Source organism: Enterobacter sp. PP-008-ECC_S150, assembly GCF_045257065.1.
GTDB classification, from domain to species: Bacteria; Pseudomonadota; Gammaproteobacteria; order Enterobacterales; family Enterobacteriaceae; genus Enterobacter; species Enterobacter chengduensis.
Genome location: NZ_JBJHHG010000001.1, coordinates 272,548 through 295,808, shown reverse-complemented (window position 1 = coordinate 295,808; position 23,261 = coordinate 272,548). Strand labels below are relative to the sequence as shown.

The following is a 23,261-nucleotide window of genomic DNA, read 5'->3' as shown; positions in this document are numbered from 1 at the left end:
TAACATCCCCGCCTCTGGAATCCAGGTGCGAGCCACCTGCTCATTCATTTCAAGGCCACGGAGGCTGTTATGCTCAGTATCTTCAAACCTGCGCCGCACAGGGCGCGTCTGCCAGAGGCAGAAATAGATCCGCTCTATCGCCGTCTGCGTTGGCAAATTTTCCTGGGGATCTTCTTCGGGTACGCGGCGTACTACCTTGTACGTAAAAACTTCGCGCTCGCCATGCCGTACCTGGTGGAGCAGGGCTTTTCCCGCGGCGATCTGGGGTTCGCGCTGTCGGGGATCTCCATCGCCTACGGTTTTTCCAAATTCATTATGGGTTCCGTGTCGGATCGCTCGAATCCGCGCGTGTTCCTGCCCGCCGGTCTGATTCTGGCGGCCGCGGTCATGCTGTTCATGGGCTTTGTGCCGTGGGCAACCTCAAGCATTGCCGTCATGTTTGTGCTGCTGTTCCTCTGCGGCTGGTTCCAGGGGATGGGGTGGCCGCCGTGCGGGCGTACCATGGTGCACTGGTGGTCGCAGAAGGAACGCGGCGGCATCGTGTCGGTGTGGAACTGTGCGCATAACGTGGGTGGCGGTATTCCGCCGCTGCTGTTCCTGCTGGGGATGGCCTGGTTCAACGACTGGCACGCGGCGCTCTACATGCCTGCGTTTGGCGCCATTCTGGTGGCGATTATTGCCTTCGCGCTGATGCGCGATACGCCGCAGTCCTGCGGCCTGCCGCCGATTGAAGAGTACAAAAATGACTACCCGGACGATTACAGCAAGGAGCATGAAGAAGAGCTGACCGCGAAACAGATCTTCATGAAGTACGTGCTGCCGAACAGGCTGCTGTGGTACATCGCGGTGGCGAACGTGTTTGTATACCTGCTGCGCTACGGCATTCTGGACTGGTCTCCGACCTACCTGAAAGAGGTGAAGCACTTCGCGCTGGATAAATCCTCCTGGGCCTACTTCCTGTATGAGTACGCGGGGATCCCGGGCACGCTGCTGTGCGGCTGGATGTCGGACAAGGTGTTTAAAGGTAACCGCGGGGCGACGGGCGTCTTCTTTATGACCCTGGTGACCATCGCCACCGTGGTGTACTGGCTCAACCCGCCGGGTAACCCATCAGTAGATATGGCCTGCATGATCGTCATCGGCTTCCTGATTTATGGGCCGGTGATGCTGATCGGTCTGCACGCCCTGGAGCTGGCGCCGAAAAAAGCGGCGGGCACGGCGGCAGGCTTTACCGGCCTGTTCGGCTACCTGGGCGGTTCGGTCGCGGCGAGCGCCATCGTGGGCTACACCGTTGACTTCTTCGGCTGGGACGGCGGCTTTATGGTGATGATCGGCGGTAGCGTGCTGGCGGTACTGCTGCTGATTGTCGTGATGATCGGGGAAAAACGTCACCACGCTGAAGTGCTGGCACGTCGTCAATAAGGAACATTACGATGAAATTAACTCAGTTAGCGACGGGCCTGCTGCTGGCGGGCCTGATGACCGGATCCGCGCTGGCGGCGGATAAAATCGTGATTGCCCACCGCGGCGCCAGCGGCTATCTGCCGGAGCACACGCTGCCGGCAAAAGCGATGGCCTATGCGCAGGGTGCGGATTACCTGGAGCAGGATCTGGTGATGACGAAGGACGACCAGCTGGTCGTCCTGCACGACCACTATCTTGACCGCGTGACGGACGTGGCGGAACGTTTCCCGGACCGCGCGCGTAAAGATGGCCGCTTCTACGCCATCGACTTCACCCTGGCGGAGATCCGCTCCCTGAAGTTTACCGAAGGCTTCGAAATTGAGAACGGTAAAAAAGTGCAGGTCTATCCGGGGCGCTTCCCGATGGGCAAATCTGACTTCCGGATCCATACCTTCCAGGAGGAGATTGAGTTTGTTCAGGGGTTGAATCACTCAACCGGCAAAAACATCGGCATCTACCCGGAAATCAAAGCGCCGTGGTTCCACCATCAGGAAGGGAAAGACATTGCCGCGAAGACGCTGGAGGTGCTGAAACAGTACGGCTACACCAGCAAGAAGGACAAGGTTTACCTGCAGTGTTTTGACGCCGCCGAGCTGAAGCGCATCAAAACCGAGCTGGAGCCGAAGATGGGGATGGATCTCAATCTGGTACAGCTGATTGCCTATACCGACTGGAATGAAACCCAGGAGAAGCAGCCTGACGGGAAGTGGGTGAACTATAGCTACGACTGGATGTTCAAGCCGGGCGCGATGAAGCAGATTGCGCAGTACGCCGACGGCATCGGGCCGGATTACCACATGCTGGTGGCGGAAGGCTCAGCGCCGGGTCACGTGAAGCTGACGGCGATGGTGAAAGAGGCGCATGAGAGCAAGATGCAGGTCCATCCGTATACCGTGCGAGCAGACCAGCTGCCGCCGTATGCCGCGGACGTGAATCAGCTTTATGAGGTGCTGTACAATCAGGCGGGCGTGGACGGGCTGTTTACGGATTTTCCGGATAAAGCGGTGAGCTTTTTGAAGGATTAACGCTGAAATTGCCGGGTGGCGGCTGCGCCTTACCCGGCCTACGAACTGCGGTTTTGTAGGTCGGGTAAGCGAAGCGCCACCCGACACAATCACATCTCGATTTCGATATCGCCTTTTGCCCGGCAGCAGCAGGGCAAAATTTCCCCTTCGTTGATAAAGGCCAGCGGCTCGGTCAGCCAGTCTACCTGGCCTGTGACCAGACGGCAGCGGCAGGAGCCGCAGTAGCCGGAACGACACTGGTACTCTACTTCTACCTGATGCGCCTCAAGCGCCACCAGCAGAGAAGGGTGCTCCTCCCGACACAGTACCTCGGTGCCGGAAAGACTTAGCGTGACGCGTGACATCAGAGCTGGAAATCGCTCAGGTCGTCGGTGTTGACTTCAGAATCAATCTGACCGACCAGGTAAGAACTCACTTCCACTTCCTGCGGCGCGACCTGGACGTTATCGGACACCAGCCAGGTGTTGATCCACGGAATCGGGTTAGAGCGCGTCTGGAACGGCAGATCGAGACCGACAGCCTGCATACGGATGTTGGTGATGTACTCAACGTACTGGCACAGAATATCTTTGTTCAGGCCGATCATGGAGCCGTCGCGGAACAGATAGTCTGCCCACTCTTTCTCCTGCTGCGCGGCCAGCACGAACAGGTCGTAGCACTCCTGCTTGCACTCTTCGGCGATTTCCGCCATCTCCGGGTCATCCGTGCCGCTGCGCAGAAGGTTCAGCATGTGCTGGGTGCCGGTCAGGTGCAGGGCCTCGTCGCGGGCGATCAGGCGGATGATTTTTGCGTTGCCTTCCATCAGCTTGCGCTCGGCAAAGGCGAAGGAGCAGGCGAAGCTCACGTAGAAGCGGATCGCCTCCAGCGCGTTGACGCTCATCAGGCACAGGTACAGCTGTTTTTTCAGCGCGCGCAGGTTCACGGTAATGGTTTTACCGTTCACGCTGTGGGTGCCTTCGCCCAGCAGATGCCAGTAGCTGGTCATCTCGATGAGCTCGTCGTAATAATGGGCAATGCCTTCCGCGCGCTTCTGGATCTGTTCGTTGGTGACGATATCGTCAAACACCACCGCCGGATCGTTCACGATGTTGCGGATGATGTGGGTGTAAGAGCGGGAGTGGATCGTCTCGGAGAACGCCCAGGTTTCCACCCAGGTTTCCAGCTCCGGAATGGAGATCAGCGGCAGCAGCGCCACGTTCGGGCTGCGGCCCTGAATGGAGTCCAGCAGCGTCTGGTACTTCAGGTTGCTGATGAAGATATGCTTTTCGTGATCCGGCAGCGACTGGTAGTCAATACGGTCGCGGGAGACGTCCACTTCTTCCGGGCGCCAGAAGAAGGAGAGTTGCTTTTCGATCAGCTTTTCGAAGATGTCATATTTTTGCTGGTCGTAGCGTGCCACGTTGACCGGCTGGCCGAAGAACATCGGCTCTTTGAGCTGGTCGTTTTTCGTCTGTGAAAAGGTGGTATATGCCATGAGTGTGTCCTGTGAGAGATTTTGTCGGTTGGGCAAACAAAATCGTAGGCCGGGTAAGCGGAGCGCCACCCGGCATTTACATTAGATCTTACATGCGCCGCTTTCGCAGCCATCGTCCTGAATGGACGGAGCCAGGTCGTCCTGGGCATCTTCCGCGCCATCACGGGTGTTGTGATAGTACAGCGTTTTCACGCCAAATTTATAGGCGGTCAGCAGGTCTTTCAACAGCTGCTGCATTGGCACCTTGCCGGACGGGAAGCGCGTCGGGTCGTAGTTGGTATTAGCAGAGATCGACTGGTCGATAAACTTCTGCATGATACCCACCAGCTGCAGGTAGCCGTCGTTGTTTGGCATTTCCCACAGCAGCTCGTACTTGTCACCCAGGGTCTCGTAATCCGGCACCACCTGACGCAGCACGCCGTCTTTCGACGCTTTAATGCTGACGTGGCCGCGCGGTGGTTCAATGCCGTTGGTGGCGTTAGAGATCTGCGAAGAGGTCTCGGACGGCATCAGGGCAGAGAGCGTGGAGTTACGCAGGCCGTGCGTTTTAATGGACTCGCGCAGGCCTTCCCAGTCGAGGTGCAGCGGCTCGCTGACGATCGCATCCAGGTCTTTCTTGTAGGTGTCGATCGGCAGAATGCCTTTCGCGTAGGTGGTTTCGTTGAACCACGGGCAAGCGCCTTGCTCTTTCGCCAGCTCGTTAGAGGCTTTCATCAGGTAATACTGAATCGCTTCGAACGTCTGGTGCGTCAGGTTGTTGGCGCTGCCGTCGGAGTAACGCTTGCCGTTTTTCGCCAGCCAGTAGGCGAAGTTGATCACGCCGATACCCAGGGTACGGCGGCCCATTGCGCCGCGTTTTGCCGCCGGGATTGGGTAATCCTGGTAGTCCAGCAGGGCGTCGAGGGCACGAACCGCCAGCACGGCCAGCTCTTCCAGCTCGTCGAGGCTCTTAATCGCGCCGAGGTTGAACGCGGACAGCGTGCACAGCGCGATTTCGCCGTTTTCGTCGTTCACGTCTTCCAGCGGTTTGGTCGGCAGGGCGATCTCCAGGCACAGGTTAGACTGGCGCACTGGCGCAACCACCGGATCGAACGGGCTGTGGGTGTTGCAGTGGTCAACGTTCTGGATGTAAATACGACCGGTAGAGGCACGTTCCTGCATCATCAGGGAGAACAGGTCTACCGCCTTCACGCGCTGCTTGCGGATGCTGTCGTCTTTTTCGTATTTGGTGTACAGACGCTCAAACTCGTCCTGATCGGCGAAGAACGCGTCATACAGGCCCGGGACGTCGGACGGGCTGAACAGGGTGATGTCTTCACCCTTCAGCAGACGGGTGTACATCAGCTTGTTGATCTGCACGCCGTAGTCCATGTGGCGCACGCGGTTGCCTTCGACGCCTCGGTTGTTTTTCAGGACCAGCAGGCTTTCTACTTCCAGGTGCCACATCGGGTAGAACAGGGTCGCTGCACCGCCGCGCACGCCGCCCTGAGAGCAGGATTTTACCGCCGTCTGGAAGTGCTTATAGAACGGGATACAGCCGGTGTGGAACGCTTCGCCGCCGCGGATCGGGCTGCCCAGCGCGCGAATACGACCGGCGTTGATGCCGATACCGGCACGCTGGGAAACGTATTTCACGATGGCGCTGGAGGTGGCGTTGATGGAATCCAGGCTGTCACCACATTCGATCAGCACGCAGGAGCTGAACTGACGGGTAGGGGTACGCACGCCGGACATGATTGGCGTCGGCAGAGAAATCTTAAACGTGGATACCGCATCGTAGAAACGCTTCACGTAGTCCAGACGGGTGTCACGCGGGTAGTTCGAGAACAGGCAGGCGGCCACCAGAATATAGAGGAACTGGGCGCTTTCGTAGATCTCACCGGTTACGCGGTTCTGAACCAGATATTTGCCTTCGAGCTGCTTCACCGCCGCGTAGGAGAAGTTCATGTCGCGCCAGTGATCGATAAACCCGTTCATCTGCTCGAACTCTTCTTCCGTATAGTCTTCCAGCAGATGCGTGTCGTATTTGCCCAGCTCAACCATTTTCACCACGTGATCGTAAAGCTTCGGCGGCTCAAACTGGCCGTAGGCTTTTTTACGCAGGTGGAAAATCGCCAGACGTGCAGCCAGGTACTGATAATCCGGTGCTTCGCGGGAGATCAGATCTGCCGCTGCTTTAATAATCGTTTCGTGGATATCAGACGTTTTGATGCCGTCGTAGAACTGAATGTGGGAACGCAGTTCAACCTGGGAGATAGATACGTTGTTCAGTCCTTCTGCTGCCCAGTCGAGAACTCGATGGATTTTGTCCAGATTGATACGCTCGGTAGTACCGTCGCGCTTTGTCACCAGCAGACTCTGATTCATGTGGGGTTTACCTGTCCGTGAAATAAAAAATATCCCCCGCTTATCCACAGATCCGTCTTGTGACTAACTCTGTGGATAAATACTACATATAGGGGGTTTGCGATAAGAAAAACGCTATATGGTGAGTATTCTAGTATCGAATCTTTTCAGCACAAGGGTTGATTTTGACGTTAAATTGAGGTTGTGAAAGGGTAAAAAAGGCTAAGTCCTCGTGCCGTAAGGCCTGGAAGACATGTCAATAATTAAGAAAAAAAATTCAAAATTTGATCGAGTGCTGATTTCTTCAACGGGAGGTCAGAATTGCGCAACATGATGTCGCGCAATCTTTATAAGAATAACGAATGACGTTAGTCGTTTTTGGCGGTTGTGTGCAACATATAGTTAACATCCACGCCCGGCGCGAGCTTGAATTTATCGGTCAGCGGGTTGTAGTGCAGACCGGTGATGTGCTGCTCTTTGAGCCACGTCTGGTCAACCCAGCTCAATAGCTCCGCAGGCTTGATGAATTTCTTCACGTCGTGCGTGCCTTTCGGCACCATGCGCAGCACATACTCCGCGCCGACGACGGCCATCAGCCAGGCTTTACCGTTGCGGTTGATGGTGGAGAAGAAGACCTGGCCGCCCGGTTTCACCAGTTTTGCACAGGCGTGCACCACCGACTGCGGATCGGGAACGTGCTCCAGCATCTCCATGCAGGTCACCACGTCGTACTGGTGGGCGTGTTTTGCCGCGTGCTCTTCCACGGTTTCCTGCACGTAGTCGACCTGAATGCCGGACTCCAGGGCGTGAAGGCGGGCAACCTGCAGCGGTTCAAAGCCCATATCCAGGCCTGTGACATTCGCCCCTTCGCGCGCCATGCTCTCTGCCAGGATACCGCCGCCGCAGCCGACGTCGAGCACTTTCTTACCGAACAGACCGCCGGAACGTTCCGCGATATAGCCCAGACGCAGCGGGTTAATGCGATGCAGCGGTTTGAACTCACCTTCGAGATCCCACCAGCGGGACGCCACCGCTTCAAATTTGGCAATCTCTTCGTGGTCAACGTTGTGGGCCACCGGGGATTTTTCGGCATTCATGGGCGCTTTTACTCCTTATTTAGCAAGACAAAGGAGTATATCAGGCAATCCCCGTGAATAAAGCGTATAGGTTTACCTCAATCACCTCGGCTGTGTTATAATTTGCGACCTTTGAATCCGGGATACAGTAGAGGGATAGCGGTTAGATGAGCGACCTTGCGAGAGAAATTACACCGGTTAACATCGAGGAAGAGCTGAAGAGCTCCTATCTGGATTATGCGATGTCGGTCATTGTTGGCCGTGCGCTGCCGGACGTCCGCGATGGCCTGAAGCCGGTACACCGTCGCGTACTATACGCCATGAACGTATTGGGCAATGACTGGAATAAAGCCTATAAAAAATCTGCCCGCGTCGTCGGTGACGTCATCGGTAAATATCACCCGCATGGTGATACCGCCGTGTATGACACCATCGTTCGTATGGCGCAGCCATTCTCCTTGCGTTACATGCTGGTAGATGGTCAGGGTAACTTTGGTTCAGTCGACGGCGACTCCGCTGCGGCGATGCGTTATACGGAAATCCGTATGTCGAAAATCGCTCATGAGCTGATGGCCGACCTGGAAAAAGAGACCGTTGATTTCGTCGATAACTACGACGGCACCGAGCGCATCCCAGATGTGATGCCAACCAAGATCCCGAACCTGCTGGTTAACGGTTCGTCCGGTATCGCGGTCGGTATGGCAACCAACATTCCGCCGCACAATATCACCGAGGTGATCAACGGCTGCCTGGCCTATATCGACGATGAAGACATCAGCATTGAAGGGCTGATGACCCACATCCCGGGCCCGGACTTCCCGACGGCGGCGATCATCAACGGTCGTCGCGGTATTGAAGAAGCGTACCGTACCGGCCGCGGCAAGATTTACATCCGTGCCCGCGCCGAAGTGGAAGCGGACGCCAAAACCGGCCGTGAAACCATCATTGTTCACGAGATCCCGTATCAGGTGAACAAAGCGCGTCTGATTGAAAAAATCGCCGAGCTGGTAAAAGAAAAACGTGTTGAAGGCATCAGCGCGCTGCGTGACGAGTCTGACAAAGACGGCATGCGCATCGTGATTGAGATCAAACGCGACGCGGTGGGCGAGGTTGTCCTGAACAACCTGTACTCCCAGACTCAGCTTCAGGTCTCCTTCGGTATCAACATGGTTGCACTGCACCATGGTCAGCCGAAGATCATGAACCTGAAAGAGATCCTGAGCGCGTTCGTGCGTCACCGCCGTGAAGTGGTGACCCGCCGTACCATCTTTGAACTGCGTAAAGCCCGCGATCGTGCGCATATCCTGGAAGCGCTGGCGGTTGCGCTGGCCAACATCGACCCGATCATCGAGCTGATCCGCCGTGCGCCAACGCCTGCAGAAGCGAAAGCCGCGCTGATTTCCCGTCCGTGGGATCTGGGCAACGTTGCCGCGATGCTGGAACGTGCGGGCGATGACGCGGCGCGTCCTGAGTGGCTGGAACCGGAATTCGGCGTGCGTGACGGTCAGTACTACCTGACTGAACAGCAGGCCCAGGCGATTCTGGATCTGCGTCTGCAGAAACTGACCGGCCTTGAGCACGAAAAACTGCTCGACGAATACAAAGAGCTGCTGGAACAGATTGCCGAGCTGCTGCACATTCTGGGTAGCGCAGAGCGTCTGATGGAAGTGATCCGCGAAGAGCTGGAGCTGGTCCGCGATCAGTTCGGCGACGAGCGTCGCACCGAAATCACCGCGAACAGCTCTGATATCAACATTGAAGATCTGATCAACCGCGAAGACGTGGTGGTCACCCTGTCTCACCAGGGCTATGTGAAGTATCAGCCGCTGACCGACTACGAAGCACAGCGTCGTGGCGGTAAAGGTAAATCTGCAGCACGTATTAAAGAAGAAGACTTTATTGACCGCCTGCTGGTGGCCAACACCCATGATACGATCCTCTGCTTCTCCAGCCGCGGTCGTCTGTACTGGATGAAAGTCTATCAGCTGCCGGAAGCGAGCCGCGGTGCGCGTGGTCGTCCAATCGTCAACCTGCTGCCGCTGGAAGCGAATGAACGTATTACCGCCATCCTGCCGGTACGCGAGTACGAAGAGGGCGTGAACGTCTTTATGGCGACCGCCAGCGGTACCGTGAAGAAAACCGCGCTGACCGAGTTCAGCCGTCCACGTTCTGCCGGTATCATCGCCGTCAACCTGAACGAAGGCGACGAGCTGATCGGCGTGGATCTGACCTCCGGTTCTGACGAAGTGATGCTGTTCTCTGCGGCCGGTAAAGTGGTGCGCTTTAAGGAGAACGCGGTGCGCGCCATGGGTCGTACGGCGACCGGCGTTCGCGGCATCAAGCTGGCGGGTGAAGATTCCGTGGTTTCCCTGATCGTTCCGCGCGGCGAAGGTGCAATCCTGACCGTCACCCAGAACGGTTACGGTAAACGCACCGCGGAAAGCGAGTACCCGACCAAGTCTCGCGGCACGCAGGGCGTTATCTCTATCAAAGTGACCGAGCGCAACGGTTCCGTTGTCGGCGCGGTGCAGGTGGACGATGCCGACCAAATCATGATGATCACCGATGCCGGTACGCTGGTGCGTACCCGCGTGTCTGAGATCAGCGTGGTGGGTCGTAACACCCAGGGCGTGATCCTCATCCGTACAGCGGAAGATGAAAACGTGGTGGGTCTGCAGCGCGTGGCCGAGCCGGTGGATGACGAAGAGCTCGATTCCATCGACGGCAGCGTCGCGGAAGGTGACGATGAAATCGCGCCGGAAGCGGACACCGACGATGACGCAGCGGATGACGCTGACGAGTAATGTCTCCTGATGCAAAAAGGGCCGGATTCCGGCCCTTTTCTTTTGCACAACCAGATAAGTCAACGTTGCGACCTGGCGCGTTTACCGCTACCTTAACCACATTCTTTTGACCCCGACGGCGGAGCCTCGCCCCCTTGAAATACCTCGTCTCCTTTCGTAATACGCTGAAAGTCTCTCGCTATCTGTTCCGGGCGCTGGCGCTCCTGCTTTGGCTGCTGGTGGCCCTGTTGTCGGTGTTTTATATCGTTAACGCCCTGCACCAGAAAGAAGCGGAGATCCGCCAGGAGTTTAACTCAAGCTCCGACCAGGCGCAGCGCTACATTCAGCGAACGTCTGACGTGATGAAGGAGCTGAAGTATATTGCCGAAAATCGCCTCACGGCGGAAAACGGCATCCTTGCGCTTCGCGGGCGTAACGACAAAACCGAAGTCCCTGATTTTCAGCCGCTGTTCCCGGACTCCGATTGCTCCACCATGAGCAATACCTGGCGCGGGTCGCTGGAGTCTCTTGCCTGGTTTATGCGCTACTGGCGCGATAATTTCTCCGCCGCCTATGACCTGAACCGCGTATTCCTGATTGGCAGTGAAAATCTCTGCATGGCTGACTTTGGCCTGCGCGACGCGCCCGTTGAGCGTGACGATGCGCTGAAAAGCCTGCATGAACGTATTGTGAAATACCGCAATGCGCCGCAGGACGAGCGTGGAAATAACATCTTCTGGGTGAGCCAGGGGCCGCGTCCGGGCGTGGGCTATTTCTATGCCCTGACGCCGGTCTATCTCGGCAATCGCCTGCAGGCGCTGCTGGGGATTGAGCAGACCATTCGTATGGAAAACTTTTTCACCCCGGGCAGCCTGCCCATGGGGGTGACCATTCTGGATGAAAACGGCCATCAGCTGATCTCGCTTGCCGGGCCGGATAACCGGTTAAACGTCGAACCGCACTGGATGCAGGAGCGGTCGTGGTTTGGCTATACCTCAGGCTTCCGCGAGCTGGTGCTAAAGAAGAGCCTGCCGCCTTCGTCGCTGAGCATTGTCTATTCGCTGCCGGTGGATATGGTGCTTGAGCGGATCCGTATTCTCATCATGAATGCCATTCTGCTGAACCTGATCGCGGGTGGGGCGCTGTTTACGCTGGCGCGCATGTACGAGCGGAAAATCTTTATTCCCGCCGAAAGCGACGCCCAGCGGCTGGAAGAGCACGAGCAGTTTAACCGGAAAATTGTCGCATCGGCACCGGTGGGGATCTGTATTCTGCGTACCCAGGACGGGACCAACATCCTCAGTAACGAACTGGCGCATAACTACCTGAACATGCTGACGCACGAGGACCGGCAGAGGCTAACGCAAATTATCTGCGGCCAGCAGGTTAACTTTGTCGACGTGCTCACCAGCACGCACACCAACCTGCAGATCAGCTTTGTCCATTCCCGCTATCGTAACGAAAACGTGGCGATTTGCGTGCTGGTGGATGTTTCCGCGCGCGTGAAGATGGAAGAGTCGCTGCAGGAGATGGCGCAGGCCGCGGAGCAGGCCAGCCAGTCCAAATCTATGTTCCTTGCGACGGTCAGCCACGAGCTGCGTACGCCGCTGTACGGGATCATCGGTAACCTCGATCTGCTGCAGACCAAAGAGTTGCCGAAAGGGGTCGACAGGCTGGTGACGGCAATGAACAACTCTTCCAGCCTGCTGCTGAAGATCATCAGCGATATTCTCGACTTCTCGAAAATTGAGTCTGAGCAGCTGAAAATCGAGCCGCGCGAGTTCTCCCCGCGCGAGGTAATGAACCATATCAGCGCCAACTATCTGCCGCTGGTGGTGCGTAAACAGCTCGGGCTCTACTGCTTTATCGAGCCGGACGTGCCGCTGACGCTGCATGGCGATCCGATGCGCCTGCAGCAGGTCATCTCTAACCTGCTCAGCAACGCCATCAAATTCACCGACGTGGGCTGTATTGTGCTGCACGTCTGCCGGGCGGGAGATTACCTGAGCATTCGCGTGCGCGACACGGGCGTTGGCATCCCGGCGAAGGAAGTCGTTCGTCTGTTCGACCCGTTCTTCCAGGTCGGGACCGGCGTGCAGCGTAACTTCCAGGGGACCGGACTGGGGCTGGCGATCTGTGAGAAGCTCGTCAGCATGATGGACGGTGATATTTCCGTCGATACCGAACCCGGCATGGGCAGCCAGTTCACTATCCGTATTCCGCTCTATTCCGCGCAGTATCCGGCAAAAGCGACGGTGGACGGGCTGAGCGACAAGCGCTGCTGGCTGGCGGTGCATAACGCCTCGCTGAATGACTACCTGACGGCGCTGCTCACCCGCAGCGGCGTGAGGGTGTGTCGCTATGAAGGCCAGATGCCGGATGTGGACGATGTGCTGATCGCTGACGAGGCGCTGGAAGAGCCGTGGCAGGGGAGAGGGTCGGTGCTCTTCTGCCGTCGCCATATCGGTATTCCTGTCGAGCGTGCGCCTGGAGAATGGGTACACAGCGTCGCCACGCCGCACGAGCTGTTAAGCCTGCTGGCGCGCATCTACAAAGTGGAGCTGGAAGAGCGCGACGGCGCGGGCGGATTGCCGTCACCGGAGTCTCTGGCGTCGGTGAATGACGATATGATGATTCTGGTGGTGGATGACCATCCGATAAACCGTCGCCTGCTGGCTGACCAGCTTGGATCGCTGGGCTACCAGTGCAAAACGGCCAATGACGGCGTGGATGCGCTGAATGTGCTGAGTAAAAACCATATTGATATCGTGCTGAGCGACGTCAACATGCCGAACATGGACGGCTACCGTCTGACGCAGCGCATCCGCCAGCTTGGCCTGACGCTGCCCGTGGTGGGCGTCACGGCGAACGCCCTGGCGGAAGAGAAGCAGCGCTGTCTGGAATCGGGCATGGACAGCTGTCTGTCGAAACCGGTCACGCTGGACGTGCTGAAGCAGACTCTGTCGATTTACGCCGAGCGCGTGAGAAAAACGCGGATATAAAAAAGGCCCGGAAGGGCCTTTTTTATTTGCCCGGCGGCGCTGCGCTTGCGCGGGCCTACGGGATCTGTAGGCCGGGTAAGCGCGAGCGCCACCCGGCATAAACAGCGGAGATCAATCCTTATCCGTTGCGCTCAGCGTGACGGAGGAGAGATAGTTCAGCAGAGCAATATCGTTGTCCACGCCCAGCTTCATCATCGCGGATTTCTTCTGGCTGCTGATGGTTTTAATACTGCGGTTCAGCTTCTTGGCAATCTCGGTCACCAGGAAACCTTCTGCGAACAGGCGCAGAACTTCACTCTCTTTCGGCGACAGGCGTTTATCACCGTAGCCACCCGCGCTGATTTTTTCCAGCAGGCGGGAGACGCTCTCAGGCGTGAACTTCTTGCCTTTCTGCAGCGCCGCAAGCGCTTTTGGCAGATCGGTCGGGGCGCCCTGTTTCAGCACAATCCCTTCGATGTCCAGATCCAGCACGGCGCTCAGGATCGCCGGGTTGTTGTTCATGGTCAGAACGATGATCGAGATATCCGGGAAGTGGCGTTTAATGTATTTGATGAGCGTGATCCCATCACCGTACTTGTCTCCTGGCATGGAGAGATCGGTAATGAGCACGTGTGCATCAAGCTTTGGGAGGTTATTGATCAGTGCTGTAGAGTCTTCAAATTCACCGACTACATTCACCCACTCGATCTGTTCAAGTGATTTGCGAATACCGAACAGTACAATCGGATGGTCATCGGCAATAATTACGTTCATATTGTTCATGTATAAGGCTACCTTGCTACAGCAAGCTTTTGACGTAGTCGTCAATGTCGCTGATGTATTTTTCAATGCCAGAGGCATCTTTCTCACGAATAAGATGTTCCAGCGTTTCACATAACTGCTTGCCGGGAACCAGATTAAGCATGGCAAACACCCCTTTAAGCCGGTGTGCTGTCTGCGCCAGCGCTGCAAAGTCATTCGCAGCGGACTCAGTATACAACCGCTTAACATCATCTGGTACTGTATCAACAAAGAGTGAATAGTATCCGCTGGCGTGAAGCTCGGCATTTTCATTGCCGCCTAACGGCGATTCCGCTATCTCTTCCTGTGCCAGCTGCTCTTCTATTAGTTGTAGTACAGCTTCCTGCATCGCATTGCTGATATTAAAGTTGACGCGCAGCTGGCCAGGGCCGATTTTCCGCACGCCTGACTCATCATCGCTTAAAAGCAAGCCGGAGGCAGTAAGATTAGACGGATTATCAGTTAAAAACAGATCAAATTCTTGACTTGAAAGTCTTTCATCCGGCGTGATGCATGCCGCACCCCAGTTTTCTAACTGACGAACGACAATATTGCGGATCTCGTTCGAGGTCACATCGACCATAACCACGACATCATCCAGCAGACGTTCTTCATCTTCTTCCTGCGGATTAGCCGCCATTTTCACGTGCAAAGAATAGCGGGTGCCAAGGGATTCACGGGCTTTGATATTCAAATGGCCGCCGAGCTTACGCGCCAGCTGATCGCACAGCCAGAAGGTGAGCGCATTAGCCTTGCCGTAGCGATCGCTTTGCGTGTCATTCAGGAACGGGAAGTGGAGATTATCAATTTCACTCGTGGTAACGCCTTCCCCGGTGTCGAGGATGCGGAACGTCAGGCGGTCTTCAGCGGACTCCTCCGTACTGACTTCGAGCGTGATCTTGCCGATCTGCGTGGTGGTAACGGCGTACTGGATAATCATCAGCAGAATACGGCGCAGCGCTTCGCGATCGCCGTGGCGTTCATCGTTCGCCGGAAGATTGTTATTGATCAGCAGCTGCAGCCCTTTGCGCTTAATCACGGGCAGCACCTCCGGCACCACTTCATCGATCAGGTTCTGAATGGAGAAGAGGGTTGGCGTTCCCTTCCAGAAATCATTCTCCAGCATGTTTGCCAGCTGGATCTCATCAACCATTCTGACCAGCGAGTCGGCCTGGCTGGCAAGCTGGTGGCTTTCAGGGGCGTTTAACGCCGCCGCCTGGGTTGCCAGGGTTCTTAACGGCTGCTTGAAGGCATCGCCAATGTTCTGCATGAATGCGGCGCGCCCCTGCTGGTTTTTCTCATACAGCCTTTGCGCCTGCTTGAGCTTTTTATTGACCAGCACTTCGCGATCCTGATCGCGGATGATGAAGATTTGCGTACGGGGAGCCACCTGGCTGCGGAACTGACGGATCTCGTACAGCTCATTGTTGATGGTGGCCTGAATCACCCCCTGGTGCTGATCCGCCATGGTGGTGATGTTCTGCAGGTTAAGATGCGGCAGCAGATGGTCGGCAATTTTGTTGCTCATCACCGTGCGATTCGCCTCCTGGTCATGAACTAAGACCCCCAGCGGCAGCACGGAAACAATCTCTTCATTCAGCGCACGTAGTACCCGCAGCTCATTGCTGGTGCCGGCCGGAACCGCAGAAGTGTCGCTTTGACGCCCCGACTGGAAACGGAAGGTGCTGTAGCCAAACAGGGCCAGCGCCAGCAGGCCGATATTCAGCAGCAGGGGCAGCAGGATATTTTGCAGCGTGTCGAGCAGCAGCGTGCCAAACGGCACCTGCCACACCAGGCGCATACCGGTCGAGTTCAGCGATGAGGCAATTTCGATTTTCGAGCCGTTAAAGGAGATTGAAACGCTCTCAGCAGCCTCTTTGTCTGACGCCGCACGCAGGTTCTGGGTGCTGCTGTCGGGCTCCAGGCGGAAGCTATCGAGCGGCATGTCCGGCGGGATTAAATCATTAATCGGTAAATCGAAGGCCACTACCGTCGCCAGGTGTCCCGGCTGGTTGAAGGTGGTGCGCAGGGTAAAATAATGGCCGTTTTGCCAGGCCAGGCGACGCAGGGAAGAGAAGCTTTCGCGTTCATCAAGGGCGTTTGCCTGCTGCAGCATCTCTGCCCGGCGGGAGTCGACGATGCTGCCCACGGTGGTCTCTTTGAAACCGGAAGAGAGATCTTTTAGCGGCAGCGTGGAGATCAGGATCATGCTGTTGTCCTGACCGTTCAGATAGTACATCGACCACGGCACCGTTTCGGCACCCCAGAGGGTATCGAGATAGGCCGACATACGCTGCGTCATCTCAAGCGTCGCGCTGTCGTGAGAGCCAAAGATAAGCGCTTCGGTCTTACGCTGCGGTTTTTCGAGATAGTAGACATCCTGCTTAAGCCGCGTCTCCTGAAGCCCATCCCCGGAAGAGGAGGTCGGCGACGCCGCGATATTGTCGTAAATCTGCCAGGTGGCGTAGCGCCAGGTATCTATGCGCTTGTGCACGGCATGGGTGATATCGACGACCTGATAGCTTTTATCCTTCAGCCAGGCGTTGACCGCGCTTTGTACCATTACCCCCATGGTGACTAACAGCACAACGATCAAAAGAAGAAAGAAACGGGTAATGCTCCCGGGAAGGAGAGAGAATTTGCTCGGGGCGGTAGTTTCAGTCTGACTCATTGATATCTTTAACCCGTTATGGTCGTGCTCTGTGGCGATAGGGCAGTATAAAGGGTAATAACTGAATTTCCAGCGCCACTGACCGGGAAGAGGAGACTTTTTCACGGGACATTATCGGCGGTGAGGCGTGCGGTAAATATGTACAAACGCGCCGTGCGCGTACAAATAATCGCCCAGCGCAGCCAGTAAATAGCACGAATTAACAAGAAATTAAGAATTGCATCAACTTGAGAATTTCGCCGGAACCTGTCGGGAATTTAGTTAATAGTCGTTACAATTTCGGTGCGGTAGCACAAAAAATGACAAGTTACGTAAAGAAAGGTAAAAAAAAACCGAATGCGAAGCATCCGGCTCAATTAGGGATAAACAGACATTCAAAACTGAATGACGGTAATAAATAAAGTTAATGATGATAGCGAGAGTTATTTTAGAGATTCGGTGCGATCTTGTTTTGTCATTCAGTGCGGTAACGTTTTTTATTGTAAGGTATTGATATTAATATGGTGGTTTTTTCTTTTGATTATAAGTGCTAATTTTCTAAGCTATTTGTGCTTTGTAAAAGTTCCTTGATATTTACATTTTGAAACATGTTGATAGGTAAATGAAACATCTTCAAAGTTTTAGTATCATATTCGCATTGGATTATTCTGTAATTTTGCGGAGAATGAAATTGCCGACTGGTTAATGAGGGTTAGCCAGTAAGCAGTGGCAATTATAAGGCATATAACAGAGGGTTAATAAAATGAAAGTTAAAGTACTGTCCCTCCTGGTACCAGCACTCCTGGTGGCAGGCGCAGCGAATGCGGCCGAAATTTATAACAAAGATGGCAACAAATTAGATCTGTACGGCAAAGTTGATGGTCTGCACTATTTCTCTGACGACAAGAGTGCCGACGGTGACCAGACCTACATGCGTCTGGGCTTCAAAGGCGAAACCCAGGTTAACGATCAGCTGACCGGTTACGGCCAGTGGGAATACCAGATCCAGGGCAACACCTCTGAAAGCGACAACCAGGCCTGGACGCGTGTGGCGTTCGCGGGTCTCAAGTTCGCTGAAGCAGGTTCTTTCGATTACGGTCGTAACTACGGCGTAATCTACGACGTAACCTCCTGGACCGACGTGCTGCCAGAATTTGGCGGCGATACCTACGGTGCAGACAACTTCCTGCAGTCCCGTGCTAACGGCGTGGCTACCTACCGTAACCAGGACTTCTTTGGTCTGGTTGACGGCCTGAACTTTGCTCTGCAGTATCAGGGTAAAAACGGCAGCGTAAGCGGTGAAAACGAGACCGGTCGCAGCACCCTGAAACAGAACGGTGACGGCTACGGTGCGTCCCTGACCTATAATCTGGGCGAAGGGTTCAGCATCGGCGGTGCAATGTCTTCTTCGAAGCGTACTGCTGACCAGAACAACACGGCTAACCAGGCGCTGAAAGGCGAAGGTGACCACGCTGAAGTGTATACCGGTGGCCTGAAATATGACGCCAACAACATCTACCTGGCGGCACAGTACTCTCAGACCTATAACGCAACGCGCTTCGGCAACTCTCAGAGCAGCAGCCAGATTTACGGCTTCGCTAACAAAGCGCAGAACTTCGAAGTGGTTGCTCAGTACCAGTTCGACTTCGGCCTGCGTCCATCCGTGGCTTACCTGCAGTCTAAAGGCAAGGACATCGAAGGTTACGGCGACCAGGATCTGCTGAAATATGTTGATGTGGGTGCGACTTACTACTTCAACAAAAACATGTCCACCTACGTGGATTACAAAATCAACCTGGTTGATGAAAATGAATTCACCCGTCAGGCGGGTATCGGTACTGACGATATCGTCGCGCTGGGCCTGGTTTACCAGTTCTAATCGCGCGATCGTGTGACGTAAGGGGCCTGATGGCCCCTTTTTTGTGCCTCTCCGGTTCTCACAACTTACCCGTTTTGGTGTACTCTTGCCGCCCTGGCATGAGGATAATAATGAATGGACATGACTTTTTTACGCGCCAGCTTTCTGGCTATGCTTTTTTTCCTGACCGCGTGTAACGATCCCGCCCCCGTAGCGAAGACCGATGCACCTGCCGCGACGGTGCTCGAAGGCAAAACGATGGGGACCTTCTGGCGCGTCAGCGTGATGAACCTCGATAAAACGCGCGCAGATGAACTTCGCGGTAAAATCCAGTCACAGCTGGATGCCGACGACCAGCTGCTGTCGACCTATAAAAATAACTCGGCGCTGATGCGCTTCAACCTCTCAACCAGCACCTCCCTGTGGCCGGTGAGCGAGGCGATGGCCGATATCGTGACCGAGGCCATGCGCGTAGGCTACAAAACCAACGGGGCGATGGATGTGACCGTCGGCCCGCTGGTGAACCTCTGGGGATTTGGCCCGAATAAACAGCCGGTGAAGACGCCCGAACAGGCGGCCATTGATGACGCCCGCGCCCGGACGGGGCTTAAGCATCTGACCGTAATCAACCAGTACGGACAGCAGTACCTGCAAAAAGATATCCCCGATCTGTTTGTCGATCTGTCGACGGTCGGGGAAGGCTATGCGGCGGATCATCTTGCGGCGCTGATGGCGCAGGAAGGGATTTCCCGTTATCTGGTCTCCGTGGGCGGTGCGTTAGTCAGCCGCGGCATGAACGCCAGCGATAAGCCGTGGCGCGTTGCGATTCAAAAACCGACCGATCGGCAAAATGCCGTACAGGCAATCGTGGACATCAACGGACACGGCATCAGCACCTCCGGAAGCTACCGCAACTACTACGAGCTCGACGGGAAGCGTATTTCGCACGTTATCGATCCGCAGACCGGACGTCCTATCTCCCATAACCTGGTCTCGGTGACGGTGATTGCTCCCACCGCGCTGGAAGCGGATGCCTGGGATACCGGATTAATGGTTCTCGGCCCGGAAAAAGCCAAAGAGGTGGTGCGTCAGGAAGGGCTGGCCGTTTATATGATCACCAAAGAGGGCGACGGGTTCAAAACCTGGCATTCACCGCAGTTCGACAGCTTCCTGGTGCGCGACAAAAATTAAAAAGCAAGGTTGCGGGTTTTTTATCAGTGGCGCGCAGGCACGCTCTATGTATGCTTACAAGAGGAGCCGATAATGAAAAACCTCACCTTTATTACCGATGAGGATCGCTGGCAGGCGGTGATGGCCCGCGATCCGCGCGCTGACGAGCAGTTTGTCTTCGCCGTGCAGACAACGGGTATTTTCTGCCGCCCGTCATGCCGCGCCCGCCACGCGCTGCGTAAAAATGTCCGTTTCTATCCCGATGCCCACCATGCCGCGCAGGCTGGCTTTCGTCCCTGCAAGCGCTGCATGCCGGACAGGCGCGATCCGCAGGCGCAAAAGCTGGAAAAAGTGGAACAGGCCTGCCGGCTGCTGGAGCAGGATCCTGCGTTAACGCTGGAGGGGCTGGCGCAGCAGGTCGCCATGAGTCCTTTCCATTTCCACCGTCTGTTTAAGTCCGTGACCGGCATGACGCCAAAAGCCTGGCAGCAGGCGGCGCGAAGCCAGCGTCTGCGAACCGCGCTTGCAGAGGGAGAGAAAATTACCGACGCCGTGCTGGCGGCGGGGTTTCCCGACAGCAGCAGCTATTACCGTAAAGCCGACAATGCGCTGGGCATGACGGCGAAGCAGTACCGTAAAGGTGAGGTGGCGGTGCGCTATGCCATCGATGACTGTTCGTTAGGGCGCTGTCTGGTTGCAGAAAGCGAGCGGGGGATCTGCGCGATCCTGCTGGGTGACACCGATGCTGAGCTAACCGCAGAGCTTGCCGCACAATTTCCAAAAGCCACGCACGCGCCGCTGGACGACGCTTTCGTTCGGCGGATCCATCAGGTGATTGCCAGTATTGATGACCGCGACCTACCGCTTGCGCTGCCGCTGGATATCCGCGGTACCGCGTTCCAGCAGCGCGTCTGGCAGGCCCTTCGCAACATTCCCTGCGGCGAAACGGCAAGCTACCGGCAGGTGGCGCAGGCGATTGGTAAGCCCAATGCGGTACGCGCCGTTGCAGGAGCCTGTGCGGCCAACACGCTGGCCATTGTGATCCCCTGTCATCGCGTGGTGCGTCACGACGGCGCGCTGTCCGGTTACCGATGGGGAACGGCGCGAAAAGCGCTGTTACTAAAACGTGAGGCGAAACGCCGGGAGGGATAATGCTCGATCTTTTTGCGGATGCTGAACCCTGGCAGGAGCCGCTGGCCCCGGGGGCGGCGGTCCTGCGCCGCTTTGCCCTCTCCCGCGCGGCGGAACTGCTTGCCGGTATCGAAGCGGTGACGGCGGTTTCGCCGTTTCGCCATATGGTCACGCCGGGCGGTTACACGATGTCGGTGGCCATGGCCAACTGCGGTGAACTGGGCTGGTCGACAAACGAGCGTGGGTATGTGTATGCCCCGCACGATCCCACGACCGGGCAGCCGTGGCCCCCGATGCCTGATGTTTTTCAGGCACTTTGTCACGAGGCGGCGGTGGCGGCGGAGTACCCTGACTTTCGGCCGGATGCCTGCCTGATTAACCGCTACGCCGTCGGTGCGAAGCTCTCCCTGCACCAGGACAAGGACGAGCCCGACCTGCGCGCGCCTATCGTTTCGGTATCGTTAGGGCTGCCCGCCGTCTTCCAGTTTGGCGGATTGCGCCGCAACGACCCGCTCAAGCGCATCATGCTGGAACATGGCGATGTGGTGGTGTGGGGCAGGGCGTCGCGGCTGTATTACCACGGTATTCAGCCGCTGAAGCCCGGGGTTCACCCGCTCACGGGTGAGTACCGTTACAACCTGACCTTCCGTCAGGCGGGGCACAATAAACTAAAATAAGAATTATTCTTGATGTCCGCGCAGGGCAGTTTACACTGCTGGCTGATTTTTATTGTCCGGATTGCCTGCATGCAACTACTTCTCCTCGTATGGCGTCAGTACCGCTGGCCCTTCATCGCCGTCATGGCGTTAAGCCTTGCCAGCGCCGCATTGGGCATTGGCCTGATCGCCTTTATCAACGTGCGGTTGATCGAAATGGTCGACACCTCGCTCTCCGTATTGCCGGAGTTTCTTGGCCTGCTGCTGCTGCTGATGGCGGTGACGCTCGGTTCCCAGCTGGCGCTCACCGCGCTCGGCCACCATTTCGTTTTCCGCCTGCGCAGCGAGTTTATCAAGCGCATCCTGGACACCCAGATAGAGCGCGTTGAGCAGATCGGCAGCGCCTCTCTGCTGGCGGGGCTGACCAGCGACGTGCGCGCCATTACCATTGCGTTCGTTCGCCTGCCGGAGCTGGTGCAGGGGATCATTCTGACCTTTGGCTCGGCAGCCTATCTCGCCTGGCTCTCCAGCAAAATGCTGGCGGTGACCGCGCTGTGGATTGTCATCACTATCTGGGGCGGCTTTGTGCTGGTGTCCCGCGTCTATAAGCACATGGCGGTGCTGCGCGAAACGGAAGATAAGCTCTATAACGATTACCAGACGGTGCTGGAAGGGCGCAAAGAACTCACCCTGAACCGCGAGCGCGCCGAGTATATCTTTAACCATCTCTATATCCCGGACGCGCAAGAATACCGGCACCACATCATTCGCGCCGACACGTTCCACCTGAGCGCGGTGAACTGGTCAAACATCATGATGCTGGGCGCCATTGGCCTGGTGTTCTGGATGGCAAACAGCCTGGGCTGGGCGGACACCAACGTCGCGGCAACCTACTCGCTGACGCTGCTGTTTTTGCGCACGCCGCTGCTCTCGGCGGTTGGCGCGTTGCCCACCTTGCTGAGCGCGCAGGTGGCCTTCAATAAGCTCAAAAAATTCGATCTTGCGCCGTTTAAGGCCGAATTCCCGCGCCCGAAAGCCTTCCCGAACTGGCAGACGCTGGAGCTGCGTAACGTCACGTTTCGCTATCAGGACAGCGCCTTCTCCGTGGGGCCGGTCAACCTGACGATCCGCCGCGGCGAGCTGCTGTTCCTGATTGGCGGCAACGGCAGCGGTAAATCGACGCTGGCGATGCTGCTTACCGGGCTTTATCAGCCGCAGTCGGGCGAGATTTTGCTGGACGGCACGCCGCTGAGCGCCGAGAAGCCCGAAGATTACCGCAAGCTGTTCTCGGCGGTGTTCACCGACGTCTGGCTATTCGATCGGCTGCTGGGGCCGGAAGGGCAGCAGGCCAATCCTGCGCTGGTGGAGAAATGGCTGGCGCAGCTGCAGATGTCGCACAAGCTGGAACTTCAGGATGGGAAGATCCTCAACCTGAAGCTCTCCAAAGGGCAGAAGAAGCGCGTGGCGCTGCTGCTGGCGCTGGCGGAAGAGCGCGACATCATTCTGCTGGACGAGTGGGCGGCCGATCAGGACCCGCATTTCCGCCGCGAGTTTTATCAGGTGCTGCTGCCGCTGATGCAGGCGATGGGCAAAACCATTTTCGCCATCAGCCACGACGATCACTACTTCATACATGCCGATCGCCTGCTGGAGATGCGCGACGGCAGGCTGAGCGAGCTGACCGGCGAAGAGCGCGATGCAGCCTCGCGTGACGCGGTGGCGCGCACGGCCTGATGCCCATGTGCCGGGTGGCGGCTTCGCCTTACCCGGCCTACGATTTTGTAGGCCCGTGCAGGCGTAGCGCCGCCGGGCACAATGATTTGCACGATATGCCGCTTTTTTCTCC

General features: G+C 56.5%; 15 protein-coding genes. 9 read left to right on the top strand and 6 right to left on the bottom strand.

Annotated elements, in window-relative coordinates; all coding sequences use genetic code 11:
- The first annotated feature begins 69 nt into the window (after window positions 1-69).
- Entirely contained in the window at window positions 70-1,422 is a 1,353-nt protein-coding gene (gene glpT / locus ACJBF3_RS01285; protein ID WP_045327960.1) for a glycerol-3-phosphate transporter, read from the top strand.
- Window positions 1,423-1,433: 11 nt separating this feature from the next.
- Window positions 1,434-2,489 (top strand): glycerophosphodiester phosphodiesterase, encoded by a 1,056-nt coding sequence (gene glpQ / locus ACJBF3_RS01280; protein ID WP_045327962.1) that lies wholly within the window; start codon window positions 1,434-1,436, stop codon window positions 2,487-2,489.
- A gap of 89 nt (window positions 2,490-2,578) precedes the next feature.
- Here glpQ and yfaE read toward each other — a convergent pair whose 3' ends face one another.
- The 4 genes from yfaE to ubiG all read right to left on the bottom strand — a co-directional run bounded on the left by yfaE (window position 2,579) and on the right by ubiG (window position 7,406).
- Window positions 2,579-2,833 carry a class I ribonucleotide reductase maintenance protein YfaE gene (yfaE, locus tag ACJBF3_RS01275; RefSeq protein WP_032641917.1) on the bottom strand — a complete coding sequence of 85 codons (255 nt, stop codon included), beginning with the start codon at window positions 2,831-2,833 and terminating at the stop codon, window positions 2,579-2,581.
- Window positions 2,833-3,963: a class Ia ribonucleoside-diphosphate reductase subunit beta gene (gene nrdB / locus ACJBF3_RS01270; protein ID WP_045327964.1), complete on the bottom strand. Its 1,131-nt coding sequence runs from the start codon at window positions 3,961-3,963 to the stop codon at window positions 2,833-2,835. Before nrdB ends, yfaE begins: the two co-directional genes overlap by 1 nt.
- Window positions 3,964-4,044: 81 nt before the next feature.
- Window positions 4,045-6,330, bottom strand: a complete 2,286-nt coding sequence (gene nrdA / locus ACJBF3_RS01265; RefSeq protein ID WP_032641913.1) for a class 1a ribonucleoside-diphosphate reductase subunit alpha — start codon at window positions 6,328-6,330, stop codon at window positions 4,045-4,047.
- A 347-nt stretch (window positions 6,331-6,677) separates the two neighbouring features.
- Complete coding sequence (ubiG, locus tag ACJBF3_RS01260; RefSeq protein WP_045327966.1) at window positions 6,678-7,406, bottom strand: bifunctional 2-polyprenyl-6-hydroxyphenol methylase/3-demethylubiquinol 3-O-methyltransferase UbiG; 729 nt, start codon at window positions 7,404-7,406, stop codon at window positions 6,678-6,680.
- A 146-nt stretch (window positions 7,407-7,552) separates the two neighbouring features.
- Between ubiG and gyrA the strand changes: the two genes are divergently transcribed.
- Both gyrA and rcsC read left to right on the top strand, forming a co-directional pair.
- Window positions 7,553-10,189, top strand: coding sequence for a DNA topoisomerase (ATP-hydrolyzing) subunit A (gene gyrA, locus ACJBF3_RS01255; RefSeq protein WP_045327968.1), 2,637 nt, complete (start codon window positions 7,553-7,555; stop codon window positions 10,187-10,189).
- Between the two features lie 134 nt (window positions 10,190-10,323).
- Window positions 10,324-13,170 (top strand): two-component system sensor histidine kinase RcsC, encoded by a 2,847-nt coding sequence (gene rcsC, locus ACJBF3_RS01250; protein ID WP_045327969.1) that lies wholly within the window; start codon window positions 10,324-10,326, stop codon window positions 13,168-13,170.
- A 111-nt stretch (window positions 13,171-13,281) separates the two neighbouring features.
- Here rcsC and rcsB read toward each other — a convergent pair whose 3' ends face one another.
- A complete protein-coding gene (rcsB, locus tag ACJBF3_RS01245) occupies window positions 13,282-13,932 on the bottom strand; it encodes a response regulator transcription factor RcsB (protein WP_003859405.1) in 651 nt (216 codons plus the stop codon).
- A 16-nt stretch (window positions 13,933-13,948) separates the two neighbouring features.
- The gene (rcsD, locus tag ACJBF3_RS01240; RefSeq protein ID WP_045327970.1) at window positions 13,949-16,621 is read right to left on the bottom strand and encodes a phosphotransferase RcsD; all 2,673 of its coding nucleotides are present in this window, start codon (window positions 16,619-16,621) and stop codon (window positions 13,949-13,951) included.
- 742 nt (window positions 16,622-17,363) lie between these two features.
- Between rcsD and ACJBF3_RS01235 the strand changes: the two genes are divergently transcribed.
- The 5 genes from ACJBF3_RS01235 (at window position 17,364) to ACJBF3_RS01215 (ending at window position 23,149) form a co-directional block, all read left to right on the top strand.
- On the top strand, window positions 17,364-18,479 hold the full coding sequence (locus ACJBF3_RS01235) for a porin OmpC (protein WP_045327971.1): 1,116 nt from the start codon (window positions 17,364-17,366) through the stop codon (window positions 18,477-18,479).
- Between the two features lie 114 nt (window positions 18,480-18,593).
- Window positions 18,594-19,649, top strand: a complete 1,056-nt coding sequence (gene apbE, locus ACJBF3_RS01230; protein WP_045327972.1) for an FAD:protein FMN transferase ApbE — start codon at window positions 18,594-18,596, stop codon at window positions 19,647-19,649.
- Between the two features lie 72 nt (window positions 19,650-19,721).
- Window positions 19,722-20,780 carry a bifunctional DNA-binding transcriptional regulator/O6-methylguanine-DNA methyltransferase Ada gene (gene ada, locus ACJBF3_RS01225; protein WP_045327973.1) on the top strand — a complete coding sequence of 353 codons (1,059 nt, stop codon included), beginning with the start codon at window positions 19,722-19,724 and terminating at the stop codon, window positions 20,778-20,780.
- Window positions 20,780-21,436 carry a DNA oxidative demethylase AlkB gene (alkB, locus tag ACJBF3_RS01220; protein WP_045327974.1) on the top strand — a complete coding sequence of 219 codons (657 nt, stop codon included), beginning with the start codon at window positions 20,780-20,782 and terminating at the stop codon, window positions 21,434-21,436. Before ada ends, alkB begins: the two co-directional genes overlap by 1 nt.
- Window positions 21,437-21,505: 69 nt before the next feature.
- Window positions 21,506-23,149, top strand: coding sequence for a multidrug ABC transporter permease/ATP-binding protein (locus ACJBF3_RS01215; protein WP_045328237.1), 1,644 nt, complete (start codon window positions 21,506-21,508; stop codon window positions 23,147-23,149).
- The last annotated feature ends 112 nt before the right edge of the window (window positions 23,150-23,261 follow it).